Raw genomic sequence first — 14,784 nt, 5'->3', positions numbered from 1 at the left:
CGCGTCGTTGGGTGCCGCTTGTGGCGTGGCGGGGCATGCACATCAACCGACGTGAAGGCGGCGTGTGGCAAGGGCGCTCAAGGGCGCTGTCGGCAACATCACATCCGCCACGCCACTGGCAAGGGCGGGGTCTGCGATCTGGGTGGCACAGTGTGGGCCGTGCCGTTGGGTGCTTCTCAGGATAGGCCGGGCGAACGGTGCGTCTGATGACGCGCCCCAAAGGCGCAAGATCAGCCCTTGGCCTCCAGGGCCGCAATGCGGGCCTTGAGCGCTTCGTTCTCTTCGCGGGCCTTCTGGGCCATGGCGCGGACCGCGTCGAATTCTTCGCGGGTGACGAAATCGCGGTCGGCCAGCCAGCGATCCATCATCGATTTCATCGCCGTCTCGGCCTCTTGCTTGGCGCCTTGAGCCACACCCATGGCGTTGGTCATCAGCTGGCTGATGTCTTCCATGATCTTGTTGCGGGTCTGCATGCTGCGTGCTCCTTGGCTGATAAGGTCGATATGGCGCTGCACGCCAGCCGGATCAAGGTTGACTTCGCCGCAGCCCCCGCCCACCCATGGCCAGACCCATGAAAGACGGTTCCGATGCCCTTCGCCATTCCCTTTCCCGATATCTCGCCCGATCTGTTTTCGATCACCATCGGCGGCGTCACGCTGGCGTTGCGCTGGTATGCACTGGCCTATATCGCGGGGCTGCTGGCGGGGTGGTGGCTGATCTTGCAGGCGGTGAAGCGTCCGGCACTTTGGCCCGACGGCACGGCCCCCATGCAGCCCGCACAGGTCGAAGGGCTTTTGACCGCCGTTGTTCTGGGGGTGATCCTTGGCGGGCGGCTGGGCTTTGTGCTGTTCTATCAGCCGGGCTATTACCTGCAAAACCCGGGCGAGATCCTGGCCATCTGGCAGGGCGGCATGTCGTTTCATGGCGGGCTGATCGGGGTGGCGGTGGCGGGCTGGCTGTTTTGCCGGACCAACACGGTGGCGCCGCTGGCGGTGGCGGATGCCATGTCGATGGTGGTGGCCATCGGGCTTGGCCTTGGGCGGCTGTCCAATTTCATCAATGCAGAACTGTGGGGGCGCCCGTCGGATGTGCCCTGGGCAGTGATCTTTCCGGGTGCGGCCGCACAGGATTGCACAGGCCCGGTGGGCATCGTGATGACCGAACTGGGGCAGATGTGCGCGCGCCACCCGTCGCAGCTTTATCAGGCGGGGCTTGAAGGCCTGGTGATGGGGGCGGTGCTGTTGGGGCTGGCATGGCGGGCGGGATGGCTCAAGACACCCGGCGCGCTGACGGGCATGTTTTTCACGCTCTATGGGGTTGCGCGCTTTGGGGTGGAATTCGTCCGCCAGCCTGACGCGCAATTCGTGACACCCGACAATCCGGTGGGCTTTGCGCTGGTGCTGTCGCCACAGATGGGGCTGACGATGGGGCAAATCCTGTCGCTTCCCATGATCGTGCTGGGGCTGTGGCTGGTGTGGCACGCACGGCGGGCGCGATGACGGCGCTGAGGGATGGGCTGATCGCGCGGATCGCGCGGCTGGGGCCGATCACGCTGGCCGATTACATGGCCGAATCGCTGCTGCACCCTGTTCACGGCTATTACACCACGCGCGATCCCCTGGGCCGCGCGGGCGATTTCATCACCGCGCCGGAAATCAGCCAGATGTTCGGGGAATTGATCGGGCTCTGGCTGGCACAGGTCTGGATCGATCAAGGCACACCCACCCCCTTTGTGCTGGCCGAACTGGGGCCGGGACGGGGCAGCCTGATGGCCGATGCGCTGCGCGCCACGCGCAAGGTGGCGGGCTTTCACGCCGCCGCCCGGCTGCATCTGATCGAAGCCTCGGCACCGCTGCGCGCGGCACAGGCGCGCGCCCTGGCCGATCATGCGCCCCTGTTCCACGACAGCCTTGCCGATCTTCCCGAGGGGCCGCTGTTCTTGGTTGCCAACGAGTTTTTTGACGCCCTGCCGATCCGGCAGTTCCGGAAAGCCGACGGGGCCGATTGGTGCGAACGCATGATCGGCGTGGAAAACGATCGATTGATCTGGGGCTTGGCGCCCCCTGCCCCCATCGCGGCGCTTGCCGATCGTGCAGCCCATTTGACCCCGGGCCAGATCGTGGAAACCTGCGCCCCGGCCGAAGCCATCGCCGGTGACATCGGCGCGCGCATCGCGGCCCATGGCGGCGCGGCACTGATCGTGGATTACGGCGATTGGGACAGCCTTGGCGATACGTTTCAGGCGCTGCGCGCCCATCAGCCCGTCGATCCCTTGGCCATGCCGGGTCAGGCCGATCTGACGGCACATGTGGCCTTTGGGCCGCTTGCCCGCGCGGCACGGCCCGCACGCGCCAGCGCGCTGACCCCGCAAGGCGTGTTTCTGGAACGTCTGGGCATCACCGCGCGGGCGCAAACTCTGGCCCGATCGCTGAGCGGCGCGGCCCTTGATCTGCATATCGCTGCCCACAAGCGGTTGACGCACCCCGATGAGATGGGCCACCTATTCCGTGTGCTGGCCCTGACACCACCCGCTGGCCCGCCGCCCCCTGCCCTTGATCCCGGCCCGACATGCCCATGACCCCGACCCTCGACATCGTGACCTCGCCGCTGCTCGACGGCGTGACGCACGGCTTTTTCGGGCGGCGCGGGGGGGCATCCTCGGGGATCTTCGAAGGTCTGAACTGCGGCGGCGGCTCATCCGATCAGGCCGCGATCGTGGCGATGAACCGCGACCGGGTGGCCGAAGCGATGGGGGTCAGCGCCGAACGGCTGGTGACGGTGCATCAGGTCCATTCCGCGACCGCCGTGACGCTGTCACAGCGGCCCGAGGATCGGCCGCGCGCCGATGCCATCGTCACGACCACACCGGGGCTGGCCATCGCCGTTCTGACCGCCGATTGCCAGCCGGTCCTGTTTGCCGACCGCGCGGCGGGGGTGATCGGCGCGGCCCATGCCGGATGGCGCGGTGCGCTCGACGGGGTGCTGGAAGCCACCATCGACGCGATGCAGGCCGCAGGCGCCCGGCGCGACCGGATCAACGCCGTCATCGGCCCCACCATCAGCCAGCGCGCCTATGAGGTCGGACAGGAATTTCTCGAACGCTTTCTTGACGAAGACCCGGCAAGTGCGCGGTTCTTCATCAACGGGGCCGATGGGCGCTATCTGTTCGATCTGCCGGGCTATGGGTTGATGCGGCTGCGCGGGACCGGCATCGGATCGGCGGAATGGACGCACCACTGCACCTACAGCGATGCGCAGCGATTCTATTCCTACCGCCGCGCCACCCACAGGGCCGAAGCCGATTACGGGCGGCTGATCTCGGTCATCCGTCTGTAGCAGCCGCAAGATCAGCCTGCTTTTCATACAGGTGCCACCCCGGCTGCGCCCGGGGTCCGCCTTGCGGCGCACAAGCGCCCTTGGGATTTACCGCGCGCTAAGGCTTTTGCGTTATCGGTTGCAACACTTGGCGATCAACCCTGTCTGCGCGGTGCTGGTGGTCACACCTGCACGGCGACAGGCAAGACCGGGCCAGATGATTTCCGGCGCTGACACCAAAGGGGTCAGGCAAACGCCAAGACCGACGGGATCGAAATGCCCCGGACCAACCCCGGGAGCGTCAAAAAGACGGGCGAAAAATCCGCCCGGGCAAAAGGCCGCTGGTTGCGGCGAACCAATGTCGCGCAACACCCGCGACGCAGCGGAAAAAAGGCGGCCAGAATGGCCGCCTTTTTCTTGGTTCCAAGCCATTTCTTGGTCTTGCGGCTTCAGGCGGTCTGGTTCAGCCGCGCTTCCATCACATCAAACGGCACGCCGGGCGTATCCTTGGAGGCGCGGATCACCAGCGAGGTGCGCACGCTTGCCACATTGGGCGCTGCCGTCAATTGACCGGTGAGAAAGCTCTGAAAGGTCGACAGATCAGGTGCCACGCATTTGAGGATGAAATCGATCTCGCCGTTGAGCATGTGGCATTCGCGCACAAGCTGCCAGCCGCGGCAGCGCGCCTCGAAAGCGACCAGATCGGCCTCGGCTTGGCTGTGCAGGCCGACCATGGCGAAAACCTGAACCTCAAAACCCAGCATGCGCGGATCGACATCGGCGTGATAGCCGCGGATATAGCCCGCCTCTTCCAAGGTGCGGACACGGCGCAAGCAGGGCGGGGCCGAAATGCCCACCCGCTTGGCCAGCTCCACATTGGTCATGCGCCCGTCATCTTGCAACTCGGACAGAATCTTTCGGTCGATCGGATCGAGCTTTGTTTGTGCCATTTGCTCCGGCCCCCCTGCGCGGTTTGCGATTCAAACCACAACACAACCGCTTGCGCAATTTTATTTCACACTCGCGCAACATTTGTATCATTCGACGCGGCTGTGCAACCCCGTGCCGCAGGGCTTTCGCCCGTGGCTTGCCGGAAATATATGAAACGGGCAATCGCGGCCCCACACCAGCGGCACGCGCGCCATGCAAGGAGCAAGACCATGACCCAAGCCACCCGACACACCCGCCTGTTGATCATCGGTTCGGGGCCTGCCGGCTATACGGCCGGGGTCTATGCCAGCCGCGCCATGCTGGCGCCGATCCTTGTGCAAGGCATCCAGCCCGGCGGGCAGTTGACCATCACCACCGATGTCGAGAACTGGCCGGGCGATGCATCCGTCATGGGCCCCGACCTGATGGTGCGGATGGAAGCCCACGCCAAAGAAATGGGCTGCGAGATCATCTCGGACCATATCCAGTCGCTTGATCTGTCGGCGCGCCCCTTCGTGGCCCAAGGCGACAGCGGCACGACCTACACCGCAGACGCCGTGATCCTGGCCACGGGCGCACAAGCCAAATGGCTGGGCCTGCCGTCGGAGGAACATTTCAAGGGCTTTGGCGTTTCGGCCTGTGCCACTTGTGACGGATTTTTCTACCGTGGGCAGGAGATCGTCGTGGTCGGCGGCGGCAACACCGCCGTGGAAGAGGCGCTGTTTTTGACCAATTTCGCCTCCAAGGTCACGCTGATCCACCGGCGCGACAGCTTGCGGGCCGAAAAGATCATGCAAGAGCGGCTGTTCAAGAACCCCAAGATCGAGGTGCTGTGGAACCATGGCATCGAAGAGATCATCGGCGGCGACAGCCCGCGTGGCGTCGAAGGGGTGCGCGCGCGCCATGTCGACACGGGCGAGATCACGGAGATCCCGTGCAAGGGGTTCTTCGTCGCCATCGGCCACGCGCCAGCCAGCGACCTGGTCAGGGATCAGCTGGAATTGCACAATGGCGGCTACGTCAAGGTCGAACCGGGCACCACCCAGACCAGCATTCCCGGCGTCTTTGCTGCGGGCGACCTGACCGATCACATCTATCGGCAGGCCGTCACCAGCGCAGGCATGGGCTGCATGGCCGCCCTGGATGCCGAAAAATGGCTGGCCGGGCACGAGACCAAAACCGCCTGAACCAAAACCGCGCGGCGCGACCCGTGCGACCCGCCACAGATCGTTGTGGCGGGTTTTTCCATCCCTGGAAGAAATTGTTCAATTTTGAACAAACACCTTTACGGCCGATCTTTCGATGCGTATGTTCACTTTTGAACATAATACGGCCCGCCCATGCCCGACGCTTTGCCCCATGCCCTGCCCGAGGAAGACCTGCTCTTTCGCCTGTTGCGCCAGCTTGACGCCGCGCCCGACGCCTCGCAGCGCGCGACGGCGGCCGCCCTCGATGTCAGCCTTGGGCGGCTCAATGCCCTGTTGCGTGCCGTGACCGAAGCGGGGCTGGTGCGGATCGGCGCGCGCGACAGCGCCGACAAGCGCCAGCGCATGGCCTATGGGCTGACGCCGCAAGGTGCCGCCGAAAAGGCACGGCTGACCGACCGGTTTCTTGCCCGCAAGCTTGCCGAATATGACGCCCTTCATGCCGAACTGACCGGCACGGGGCGCGGACTTTTTTCCATCAAGACCAGGACCCACGCCATGCAGACCCATCTTGCCCCGATCCAGGAACTCTATGTGTCGCCCGACAGCGCGCAAAAACTCAGGCGCGAGGCGGGCGATCTGCCCTCCTGGGATCTGAGCGCGCGCCAGACCTGTGATCTGGAACTGTTGATGAATGGCGGCTTTTCGCCGCTCAAGGGCTTTCTGGGACAGGCCGATCACGACAGCGTGGTCGAAACCATGCGGCTGGCCGATGGCACGCTCTGGCCCATGCCCATCACGCTCGATGTATCCGAGGATTTTGCGGCAAAGGTCGCGCCCGGTCAGGATATCGCGCTGCGCGATGCCGAAGGGGTGATCCTTGCGATCTTGTCGATCTCGGACAAATGGGTGCCCAACAAGGCGCGCGAGGCGCAGATGGTGTTTGGCGCCGATGATCTGGCGCATCCGGCGGTCAATTACCTCCACCATGTGGCGGGCCCGGTTTATTTGGGCGGCGCCATCACCGGGATCCAGCCGCCGGTGCATTATGATTTCCGCGCGCGGCGCGACACGCCCAATGAGCTGCGCGCCTATTTCCGCAAGCTTGGCTGGCGGCGCATCGTCGCCTTTCAGACGCGCAACCCGCTGCACCGCGCGCATCAGGAACTGACCTTTCGCGCCGCCAAGGAAGCGCAGGCCAACCTGCTGCTCCATCCGGTTGTCGGCATGACCAAGCCCGGCGATGTCGATCATTTCACCCGGGTGCGCTGCTATGAGGCGGTGCTGGACAAATACCCCGCCGCAACGACGCATATGAGCCTTCTGAACCTTGCCATGCGCATGGCCGGCCCGCGCGAGGCGGTGTGGCACGGGCTGATCCGGCGCAATCACGGCTGCACCCATTTCATCGTCGGCCGCGACCATGCGGGCCCCGGCAAGAACAGCCAAGGTCAGGATTTCTACGGCCCCTATGACGCGCAAGTGCTGTTCAAGGCGCATGAGGCCGAGATCGGGCTGGAAATGGTCGATTTCAAGCACATGGTTTATGTGCAGGAAAAGGCGCAATATTACCCCGCCAACGAGGTGCCCGAGGGCGATACCATCCTGGATATTTCCGGCACCGAACTGCGCCGCCGCTTGCGCGAGGGCCTTGAGATCCCGGAATGGTTCTCCTTCCCCGAGGTGGTGCGCGAGCTTCGCCGCACCTCGCCGCCGCGCAGCCAACAGGGCTTTACCGTTTTCTTCACCGGGCTGTCGGGGTCGGGCAAATCGACCATCGCCAATGCGTTGATGGTCAAGCTGATGGAGATGGGGGGCCGCCCCGTGACGCTTCTGGATGGTGATGTGGTGCGCAAGCATCTGTCATCGGAGCTGGGCTTTTCCAAGGAACACCGCGACATCAACATCCGCCGGATCGGCTATGTGGCATCCGAGATCACCAAGAATGGCGGCATCGCGATCTGTGCGCCCATCGCGCCCTACACCGCCACCCGCCGTGCCGTGCGCGAGATGGTCGAAGCTTACGGCGCCTTTGTCGAGGTGCATGTGGCAACCCCCATCGAGGAATGCGAACGGCGCGACCGCAAGGGGCTCTACAAGCTCGCGCGCGAGGGCAAGATCAAGGAATTCACCGGAATTTCAGACCCTTACGAGGCGCCAACCACGGCCGAGCTGGTGGTCAACACCGAAGGCACCGAAGTGGATTACTGTGCCCAACAGGTGCTGCTCAAGCTCGAAAGCATGGGTTTGATCGCGGCCTGATCGCACGACAGGCATTGCGCCGGCTGCGCCGTCGCGGGGGCCGATTTTCCAAGGGAAAATCGGTCTCCCGACCATTGGATCGGCCCAGGATCGACCAAGCATCATCGCGTCGCGGGGCGCGTCGGGTGTGCGCCCCGGATCACGGGATCGTCGTGAAACGGCAAGGCGGCCGGCTATGGGCGGGGAACGGTCGTCGTAGCCCCCGCGCCCGGTGCGGCCTCGCTGGTCACGGGATCGTTGGCGGGGGCCGGGCCATCGACGGCCGATCCTTCGGTCGGCAGACCGTTTTCCCATGTGCCGCGCAGAACCTCGCCCGAGGCGTAGCGCATCGTGCCTTCGCCCTCGCGACGACCATCGACGAAGCGGCCCTCGTAGATGTCGCCATTCGAATAGGTTGCGATGCCAAAGCCGTTGATCTCGCCCCGGGCCCATTCGCCGACATAGGTGAAGGCATTGGGCTCAGGCATGGTCAGCCTGCCTTGGCCATGGCGTTCGCCCGCGACAAAGGTTCCGTCATAGATCGAGCCGTCCGCATAGACGACCCGGCCCTGACCATGGCGCAACCCGTCTTGCCATTCGCCTTCGTAGCGGTAGCCGTCCGGGTGGCTCATGACGCCTTGCCCCTGTTGGCGTGCATTGAGGAACTGGCCAACATAGGTCAGGCCATTGGCGTAGCTGGCTGTGCCCTGACCCTGGATCACGCCCGCGACCCAATCGCCGGCATAGGATGAGCCGTCGGGATAGGTGATGGTGCCGGTGCCCTGCGCCAGATCATCGACAAATTGCCCCTCATGGACGGACCCGTCGGGATAGGTCACGCGGCCTTGACCGGCGATGCGGCCCTCGGACCAACTGCCCAGATAGCTGAAACCGTCAGCGGCCGTGAAATTGCCCGTGCCGTGGCGCTGATCATTGGCGAAATCGCCCTCATAGACATCGCCATTGGCATAGCGCACCACGCCCCGCCCGGCGCGCTGACCATTCACGAAGCTGCCTTCATAGACATCGCCATTCGATTGGGTCAGCACGCCTGTGCCATTGATCTGGCCTGCGGCCCATTCACCTTCGAATGTGGCGCCGTCGGGCATGACGAGCTTTCCGGTGCCAACGCGCTCGCCCTGCACGAAGCCGCCCGCATAGGTCGCGCCATCGGGATAGGTGATCGCGCCCTGCCCCTCCATCACGCCGGCCACCCAGTCGCCTTCGTACCGATAGCCATTGGGACCCGTCAGAATGCCTTGCCCGTGATGTTGGGCATCCGCGAACTGTCCGCTGTAGGTCACGCCGTTGGAATAGACCGCCACGCCCGTGCCATGGATGCGCCCCTCGGCCCATTCGCCCTCATAGGTCGATCCGTCGACATAGGTGATGCGCCCCCGCCCATGGGGCCGCCCGATGCGAAATTCGCCCTCGTAGATGGATTGATCGGGAAACACGGCACGGCCCTGGCCACTGATTTCGCCATCGACCCAACTGCCGGTGTATTCATAGCCATTGGGCAGACGATAGGTGCCTTGCCCATGCTGCACGCCATTGCGGAATTCACCCTCGTAGATACCGCCATTGTCGTATTGCTGGATATCGGTGACGATGTCGCTTGTCGCCTGCGCATGCGCTATGGCGGGGGCGAACAAGATCACGGCGCAAACCGCCACGGCATGTGTCGTCCTGATCACGGGTCGCAAGCCCCTTTGTTGTTCGCATGTGGCCGTATCGCGGTCGGCGCAAGGCTATGGGGTCGGGCGGGCGGGTGCAACGGGTAAGGCATGGATCCATGCGCGGCCTTGGCCTCGGGGCGCTTTCTGTTACATGTGCCGCAACCAAGATGCCGCCACATCCTGAAAGGGCGCCCCATGACCGAGCGCTTTCGCCTGAGCCTTGCACAACTCAACCCCATTGTGGGCGATCTGCGCGGCAATGCCGCTCAAGCCGCCGCCGCCTGGGCACAAGCCAAGGCGGCGGGTGCGGATATGGTGGCCTTTCCAGAGATGTTTCTGACCGGCTACCAATTGCAAGATCTGGTGGGCAAACCCGCCTTTGTCGCCGATGTGCAGCGCGTGCTGGCGCAATTGGCGCAAGATTGTGCCGATGGTCCGGCCATCGGGATCGGCGCGCCGCTGCCGGGCCAAGACAAGCCCTTTAACGCGTGGTTCATCTTGCAAGGGGGCAAGATCGCGGCACAGCTGCTCAAACACCATCTGCCGAATTACAAGGTGTTTGACGAACATCGCTACTTCAATGCCGGCAATCCTTCGGGGCCGGTCCGCGTGGGCCCCATCCGCATCGGCGTGCCGATCTGCGAGGATGCGTGGTTCGAGGATGTGACCGAGACACTGGCCGAAACCGGCGCCGAAATCTTGCTGGTGCCCAATGGCTCGCCCTATCATCGGGGCAAGATGGACACGCGACAGGCGATCATGGTCGCCCGCGTGATCGAAACGGGGCTGCCCTTGGTCTATCTGAACCTGACCGGCGGGCAGGACGATCAGATTTTCGACGGCGCAAGCTTTGTGCTGAACCCGCATGGGGTTCTGGCCCAGCAGATGCCCGCATTCGAGGCGGGGCTGTTTCATGTCGATTTCGAACGCGGCCCCGATGGCTGGCGGGCGTGCCCGGGCGACAAGGCGGTGCTGCCCGATCCATGGGCAGCCGATTATCGCGCCATGGTCGAAGGCTTGCGCGATTATGTCGGCAAGGCGGGGTTTTCACGCGTGCTTCTGGGCCTGTCGGGTGGCATCGACAGCGCGCTGGTGGCCGCCATCGCCGCCGATGCGCTGGGCCCCGAGAATGTGCGCTGCGTCATGCTGCCGTCGCGCTTTACCTCGCAGGCGTCGCTTGACGATGCATCCGATGTGGCGCGCCGGCTTGGGCTGCGGCTCGATACCGTCCCGATCGGTCCCGCCCATGCCACCGTTCTGGAAACGCTTGCACCGCTCTTTGCGGGCACCCAACCCGGTCTGACCGAAGAAAACGTGCAGTCCCGCCTGCGCGGCGTGATGCTGATGGCGCTCAGCAACAAGTTCGGGGACATGCTGCTGACGACCGGCAACAAATCCGAGGTCGCGGTGGGCTATGCCACGATCTATGGCGACATGGCGGGCGGCTACAATCCGATCAAGGATCTCTACAAGACCCGCGTGTTCGAGACCTGCCGCTGGCGCAACGCCCATCACGAGGCCTGGATGAAGGGCCCTGGCGGTGAGGTGATCCCGCCCGCCGTGATCGACAAGCCGCCCACCGCCGAGCTGCGCGAAAACCAGAAGGATGAGGACAGCCTGCCGCCCTATCCGGTTCTCGACGATATCCTCGAGATGCTGATCGACAAGGACGCCTCGGTCGCCGAAGTGGTGGCCAGGGGCCATGACCGCGCCATGGTGGAAAAGATCGAAAGCCTGATTTACATCAGCGAATACAAACGCTTCCAATCTGCCCCCGGCGCGCGGCTGACCGAACGCGCCTTTTGGCTGGACCGGCGCTATCCGATCGTCAACCGCTGGCGCGACAAGACCTGAACGCGCGCGCCCAAGCGCGGGGGGTGCGCCCGAGGGCGCAGCCCTGCTGTCGCGTCAATGCACGCTGACCGGCGTCATGTCGTTCTGGCGCGCCATGGCAAAGGCCATCTTGCGGTCGCGCACCAAGGCCAGTTGTTCGCCCGTTTCGCTGCCGATGGCGTAAAGCGTCTCGATACCCCGGGCTTGCGCGCGGATCTCATCAGGCAGATCGGCCACGGCGACGGGCCGGATATAGACGATGGGCCGCCCGGAAACGGTGGCGGCGTCATGTTCATTGGTCATTCTGTCGCTCTCCCCTCAACTATTGGCGCCTGTGGTGATGCGGATCGTCTGCACGATGCTGTCGGGTCGGCTGCGCTGCAGCGCGATGTGCAACAGCCCGTTTTGCAGATTGGCGCCCGCCACCTCGACCCCGTCGGCCAAGACAAAGCTGCGCTGAAACTGCCGGGCCGCGATCCCGCGGTGCAGAAAGACGCGATCGGCGCCGTCGTCAAGCTGACGGCCCCGAATCAGCAATTGCCGATCCTCCACCGTGATCGACAGATCGCTTTCGGCAAAGCCCGCCACGGCCAGCGTGATGCGATAGGCCGTCTCGCCGCATTGTTCGATATTGTAGGGGGGATAGCCGTCATTGCCCGCCTTCGCGGTGCGCTCGACCAGCCGTTCGAGTTGATCGAAGCCCAGCAGGAAGGGGTGCGATCCAAGCGTCAGTTTCGTCATCAAGGCACATCCTTGCAAAAAGCGATCTGCACGCTGGCGCGCCCCAACTCCGGCGACGCACCATTGAGCGGGATATGGGAAGCGTTTCTGTCTCCTGCAAGGCTTGGCGGGTCACCTTCTGCGCGCTAGACTGGGTCGTCGGATCGTGCAGACCCAGCAAGGGATCGCCAATCATGAATGCCCCCATGGGCCCCAAGGAACTGAACCACGAAGAGGTGTTGCGCATCTCTCTTGAGGTTCTCAAGCGCGAGCATCGCGATCTCGACGAAGCCATCGCTGCGCTGCATCTGGCGGTCAACCCCGACCCGCTCACGCTCAGACGGCTGAAAAAGCAAAAGCTCCACCTCAAGGACCGGATCGCGCGGATCGAGGATGAGCTGACCCCTGACATCATCGCCTGAGCGCGCCATTGCATGACCGGGCGGCACAGCTATAGTGCGCCGCTCTGACGATGGGCGAAAAGGGCAAGCGTCATGGCAGATATCGAGGTCGGCATCATCATGGGCAGCCAGTCGGACTGGCCCACCCTGCGCGCGGCCGCCGGCATCCTCGACGAGCTAGGCGTGCCTTATGAGGCGCGCATCGTGTCGGCCCATCGCACACCCGACCGGTTGTGGGACTATGGCCGCACGGCCGTGGACCGTGGGCTGAAGGTGATCATCGCGGGCGCGGGGGGCGCGGCGCATCTGCCGGGCATGATGGCGTCGAAAACCCGTGTGCCGGTGATTGGCGTGCCGGTTCAGACCAAGGCGCTGTCGGGGGTCGATTCGCTTTATTCCATCGTGCAGATGCCCAAGGGCTACCCGGTGGCCACCATGGCCATCGGCGCGGCGGGTGCCGCCAATGCCGGGCTGATGGCGGCCGCGATCCTTGCCCTGTCCGATGCGGCGCTGGCGGCCCGGCTTGATGCATGGCGCGCGGCGCTTACCGCCTCGATCCCCGAGACGCCCAGCGATGACTGATCCGCTCGCGCCCGGATCGACCATCGGCATTCTTGGCGGCGGACAATTGGGCCGCATGCTGTCCATGGCCGCCGCCCGTCTGGGCTATCGCAGCCATATCTATGAGCCGGGCACAGCGCCGGCCGCCGATGTGGCCCATGCGCTGACCCAAGCCCCCTATGACGATCTGGATGCGCTGGCCCGCTTTGCGCGCGACTGTGACCTGATCACCTTCGAATTCGAGAATATCCCCGCCCCCGCGCTGGATGTTCTGGCCCGAACGACCCCGCTTTTCCCCGATCGCCGCGCGCTGGAAACCAGCCAGGACCGGATGACCGAAAAAACCTTTCTCGCGGGGCTTGGGCTCGCCACCGCTCCTTTCGCGCCGATTGACAGCCCGGCGGATCTGGCAGCCGCGCTGGCGGCTACCGGCACGCCCGCGATCCTGAAGACCCGCCGCTTGGGCTATGACGGCAAGGGGCAGGCCCGCGTGATGGCGTCCGCCGATGGCCCCGCAGCGCTGAACAGCCTGCAAGGCGCGCCCGCCATTGCCGAAGGCTTTGTCCATTTTTCGCGCGAGATCAGCGTGATCGCCGCGCGCGGGCGCGATGGCAGCGTCTCGGCCTATGATCCGGGCGAGAATGTGCATACCGACGGCATCCTGGCCACCACCACCGTTCCCGCCGCCCTGCCCCTCAAGCTGCGCACCGATGCGGTGCTGATCGCCTCGCGCATCCTGAGTGCGCTGGATTATGTGGGCGTCATGGGGGTGGAGTTGTTCGTGACCCCCGACGGGCTGGTCGTCAACGAAATCGCCCCCCGCGTCCATAATTCCGGCCACTGGACGCAAGCCGGATGCGCCGTCGATCAATTCGAGCAACACATCCGCGCCATCGCGGGCTGGCCCTTGGGCGACGGGCATCGCCACGCCAATGTGGTGATGGAAAACCTGATCGGTGCCGATGTGGACCGCGCCCGCGCGCTGGCCGCCCAACCGGGCGTGCAGATCCATCTTTACGGCAAGGCCCAGGCGCGCCCGGGCCGCAAGATGGGCCATATCAACCGCGTGACCGGCCCCGCCTGAGGGCGTGTTGCCGCTTCATCTTTCCAGAAATACGCATGCAGCCGCAGTCAAGGCGCGCCTCATTCGATGATGCGCTCGATGGCCCCGATATAGCTCAGATCGCGATCAAAACGGCCCTGTCGCAAGAAGGCCAGCACCTGCGCGATGACCATCGGGTTGTTCATCATGAAGGTGTGGGTGACCGGCAGCACGATGTGATCGGCCATGCCCGCGACCCTTGTGCTGTCGACGGCGACCTTGCCGTCATCTTCGCCCGGGATCATCGTGGAATAGACCGGGTTCAGCGACTGGTTGCCGGCAATCACGCCCAGTTCGAAATCGACCGGCGGCAAGCGGTTGGGCAGATCCTCGGCGCCGGTGCCCAACTGCATGCCGGCAGGCCCGTTGATCCATTCGAAGGGTTCCAGCGGCCCCAGCACATCCACGATTTCCGATCCGGCATTGGGCGGGGCCAGCATCACCACCCGGCCCAGATTGGCAGGCCTGTGGCGCGACACCCAGTAACGCAACAAAATGCCCCCCATCGAATGGGTCACCACATGCACCCGCTGGCCTTCGCAGCGGGCAAAGGCCGGCGCCAGCGTCGCCTGGGCCAGATCGGCGATCGACGCCTTGCGCGACGGATAGCCCTGATTGACCACAAGATAGCCCTCGGCCAGAAGCACCCGTTCCATCAGCAAGAGCGAGGTTTCGCTGCGCGCCAGCCCATGCAGCAAGATCACGCAATCGGCCGCGCGCGCAGGCAGCGTGGCGAAAAGCACAGCGAAAAGCGCCATGGCGGCGAACCGGAAAGACCATCTCATGCCCGGTCAGATAGGTGCGCGGCATCCCTTCCGCGAGGGGGGATTGCGCAGGGCTGCGCCACGGGCCAATCT

General features: G+C 64.5%; 15 protein-coding genes. 9 read left to right on the top strand and 6 right to left on the bottom strand.

Features of this window, described 5'->3' with window-relative positions:
* Positions 1-230 precede the first annotated feature (230 nt).
* Positions 231-473, bottom strand: coding sequence for an accessory factor UbiK family protein (locus Q0094_RS08820; protein WP_297617949.1), 243 nt, complete (start codon positions 471-473; stop codon positions 231-233).
* Between the two features lie 114 nt (positions 474-587).
* Here Q0094_RS08820 and lgt point away from each other — a divergent pair, with 114 nt between their 5' ends.
* Genes lgt through pgeF form a run of 3 tightly spaced genes read left to right on the top strand, consistent with a single transcriptional unit; the run spans position 588 to position 3,336 of the window.
* Entirely contained in the window at positions 588-1,499 is a 912-nt protein-coding gene (gene lgt, locus Q0094_RS08815; protein ID WP_297617946.1) for a prolipoprotein diacylglyceryl transferase, read from the top strand.
* Positions 1,496-2,578: an SAM-dependent methyltransferase gene (locus Q0094_RS08810; protein WP_297617943.1), complete on the top strand. Its 1,083-nt coding sequence runs from the start codon at positions 1,496-1,498 to the stop codon at positions 2,576-2,578. The genes lgt and Q0094_RS08810 overlap by 4 nt, the downstream gene beginning before the upstream one ends.
* Positions 2,575-3,336 carry a peptidoglycan editing factor PgeF gene (gene pgeF, locus Q0094_RS08805; protein ID WP_297618254.1) on the top strand — a complete coding sequence of 254 codons (762 nt, stop codon included), beginning with the start codon at positions 2,575-2,577 and terminating at the stop codon, positions 3,334-3,336. Before Q0094_RS08810 ends, pgeF begins: the two co-directional genes overlap by 4 nt.
* A 428-nt stretch (positions 3,337-3,764) precedes the next feature.
* Here the strand turns inward: pgeF and Q0094_RS08800 are convergent, their stop codons facing one another.
* The gene (locus tag Q0094_RS08800) at positions 3,765-4,265 is read right to left on the bottom strand and encodes an Lrp/AsnC family transcriptional regulator (protein WP_297617940.1); all 501 of its coding nucleotides are present in this window, start codon (positions 4,263-4,265) and stop codon (positions 3,765-3,767) included.
* A 210-nt stretch (positions 4,266-4,475) separates the two neighbouring features.
* Here Q0094_RS08800 and trxB point away from each other — a divergent pair, with 210 nt between their 5' ends.
* Together trxB and Q0094_RS08790 are read left to right on the top strand one after the other, a co-directional pair.
* Positions 4,476-5,432: a thioredoxin-disulfide reductase gene (gene trxB / locus Q0094_RS08795; RefSeq protein WP_297617937.1), complete on the top strand. Its 957-nt coding sequence runs from the start codon at positions 4,476-4,478 to the stop codon at positions 5,430-5,432.
* A 153-nt stretch (positions 5,433-5,585) separates the two neighbouring features.
* Entirely contained in the window at positions 5,586-7,652 is a 2,067-nt protein-coding gene (locus Q0094_RS08790) for a bifunctional sulfate adenylyltransferase/adenylylsulfate kinase (RefSeq protein WP_297617935.1), read from the top strand.
* Positions 7,653-7,825: 173 nt separating this feature from the next.
* On the opposite strand, the gene Q0094_RS08785 is transcribed toward Q0094_RS08790, so the two are convergent.
* Positions 7,826-9,328: an MORN repeat-containing protein gene (locus Q0094_RS08785; RefSeq protein WP_297617932.1), complete on the bottom strand. Its 1,503-nt coding sequence runs from the start codon at positions 9,326-9,328 to the stop codon at positions 7,826-7,828.
* Positions 9,329-9,505: 177 nt separating this feature from the next.
* Here Q0094_RS08785 and Q0094_RS08780 point away from each other — a divergent pair, with 177 nt between their 5' ends.
* A complete protein-coding gene (locus Q0094_RS08780; protein WP_297617929.1) occupies positions 9,506-11,164 on the top strand; it encodes an NAD+ synthase in 1,659 nt (552 codons plus the stop codon).
* 54 nt (positions 11,165-11,218) lie between these two features.
* Here the strand turns inward: Q0094_RS08780 and Q0094_RS08775 are convergent, their stop codons facing one another.
* Together Q0094_RS08775 and Q0094_RS08770 are read right to left on the bottom strand one after the other, a co-directional pair.
* Entirely contained in the window at positions 11,219-11,446 is a 228-nt protein-coding gene (locus Q0094_RS08775; RefSeq protein ID WP_297617927.1) for a DUF1150 family protein, read from the bottom strand.
* Positions 11,447-11,461: 15 nt separating this feature from the next.
* Positions 11,462-11,884, bottom strand: coding sequence for an Hsp20 family protein (locus Q0094_RS08770; RefSeq protein ID WP_297617925.1), 423 nt, complete (start codon positions 11,882-11,884; stop codon positions 11,462-11,464).
* Between the two features lie 173 nt (positions 11,885-12,057).
* Here Q0094_RS08770 and Q0094_RS08765 point away from each other — a divergent pair, with 173 nt between their 5' ends.
* From Q0094_RS08765 to Q0094_RS08755, 3 genes are all read left to right on the top strand, one after another.
* Positions 12,058-12,285 carry a DUF465 domain-containing protein gene (locus Q0094_RS08765; protein WP_297617923.1) on the top strand — a complete coding sequence of 76 codons (228 nt, stop codon included), beginning with the start codon at positions 12,058-12,060 and terminating at the stop codon, positions 12,283-12,285.
* 72 nt (positions 12,286-12,357) lie between these two features.
* Positions 12,358-12,846, top strand: a complete 489-nt coding sequence (gene purE, locus Q0094_RS08760; RefSeq protein ID WP_297617920.1) for a 5-(carboxyamino)imidazole ribonucleotide mutase — start codon at positions 12,358-12,360, stop codon at positions 12,844-12,846.
* The gene (locus Q0094_RS08755) at positions 12,839-13,909 is read left to right on the top strand and encodes a 5-(carboxyamino)imidazole ribonucleotide synthase (protein ID WP_297617918.1); all 1,071 of its coding nucleotides are present in this window, start codon (positions 12,839-12,841) and stop codon (positions 13,907-13,909) included. The genes purE and Q0094_RS08755 overlap by 8 nt, the downstream gene beginning before the upstream one ends.
* 59 nt (positions 13,910-13,968) lie before the next feature.
* On the opposite strand, the gene Q0094_RS08750 is transcribed toward Q0094_RS08755, so the two are convergent.
* Positions 13,969-14,712 (bottom strand): alpha/beta fold hydrolase, encoded by a 744-nt coding sequence (locus tag Q0094_RS08750; RefSeq protein ID WP_297617916.1) that lies wholly within the window; start codon positions 14,710-14,712, stop codon positions 13,969-13,971.
* Positions 14,713-14,784 lie beyond the last annotated feature (72 nt).

The sequence above is a fragment of the uncultured Roseicyclus sp. genome (assembly GCF_937892565.1).
Classification (GTDB): domain Bacteria; phylum Pseudomonadota; class Alphaproteobacteria; order Rhodobacterales; family Rhodobacteraceae; genus Roseicyclus.
Note: the sequence above shows the minus strand (reverse complement) of the source record. Positions and strands in the feature narration are given on the sequence as shown.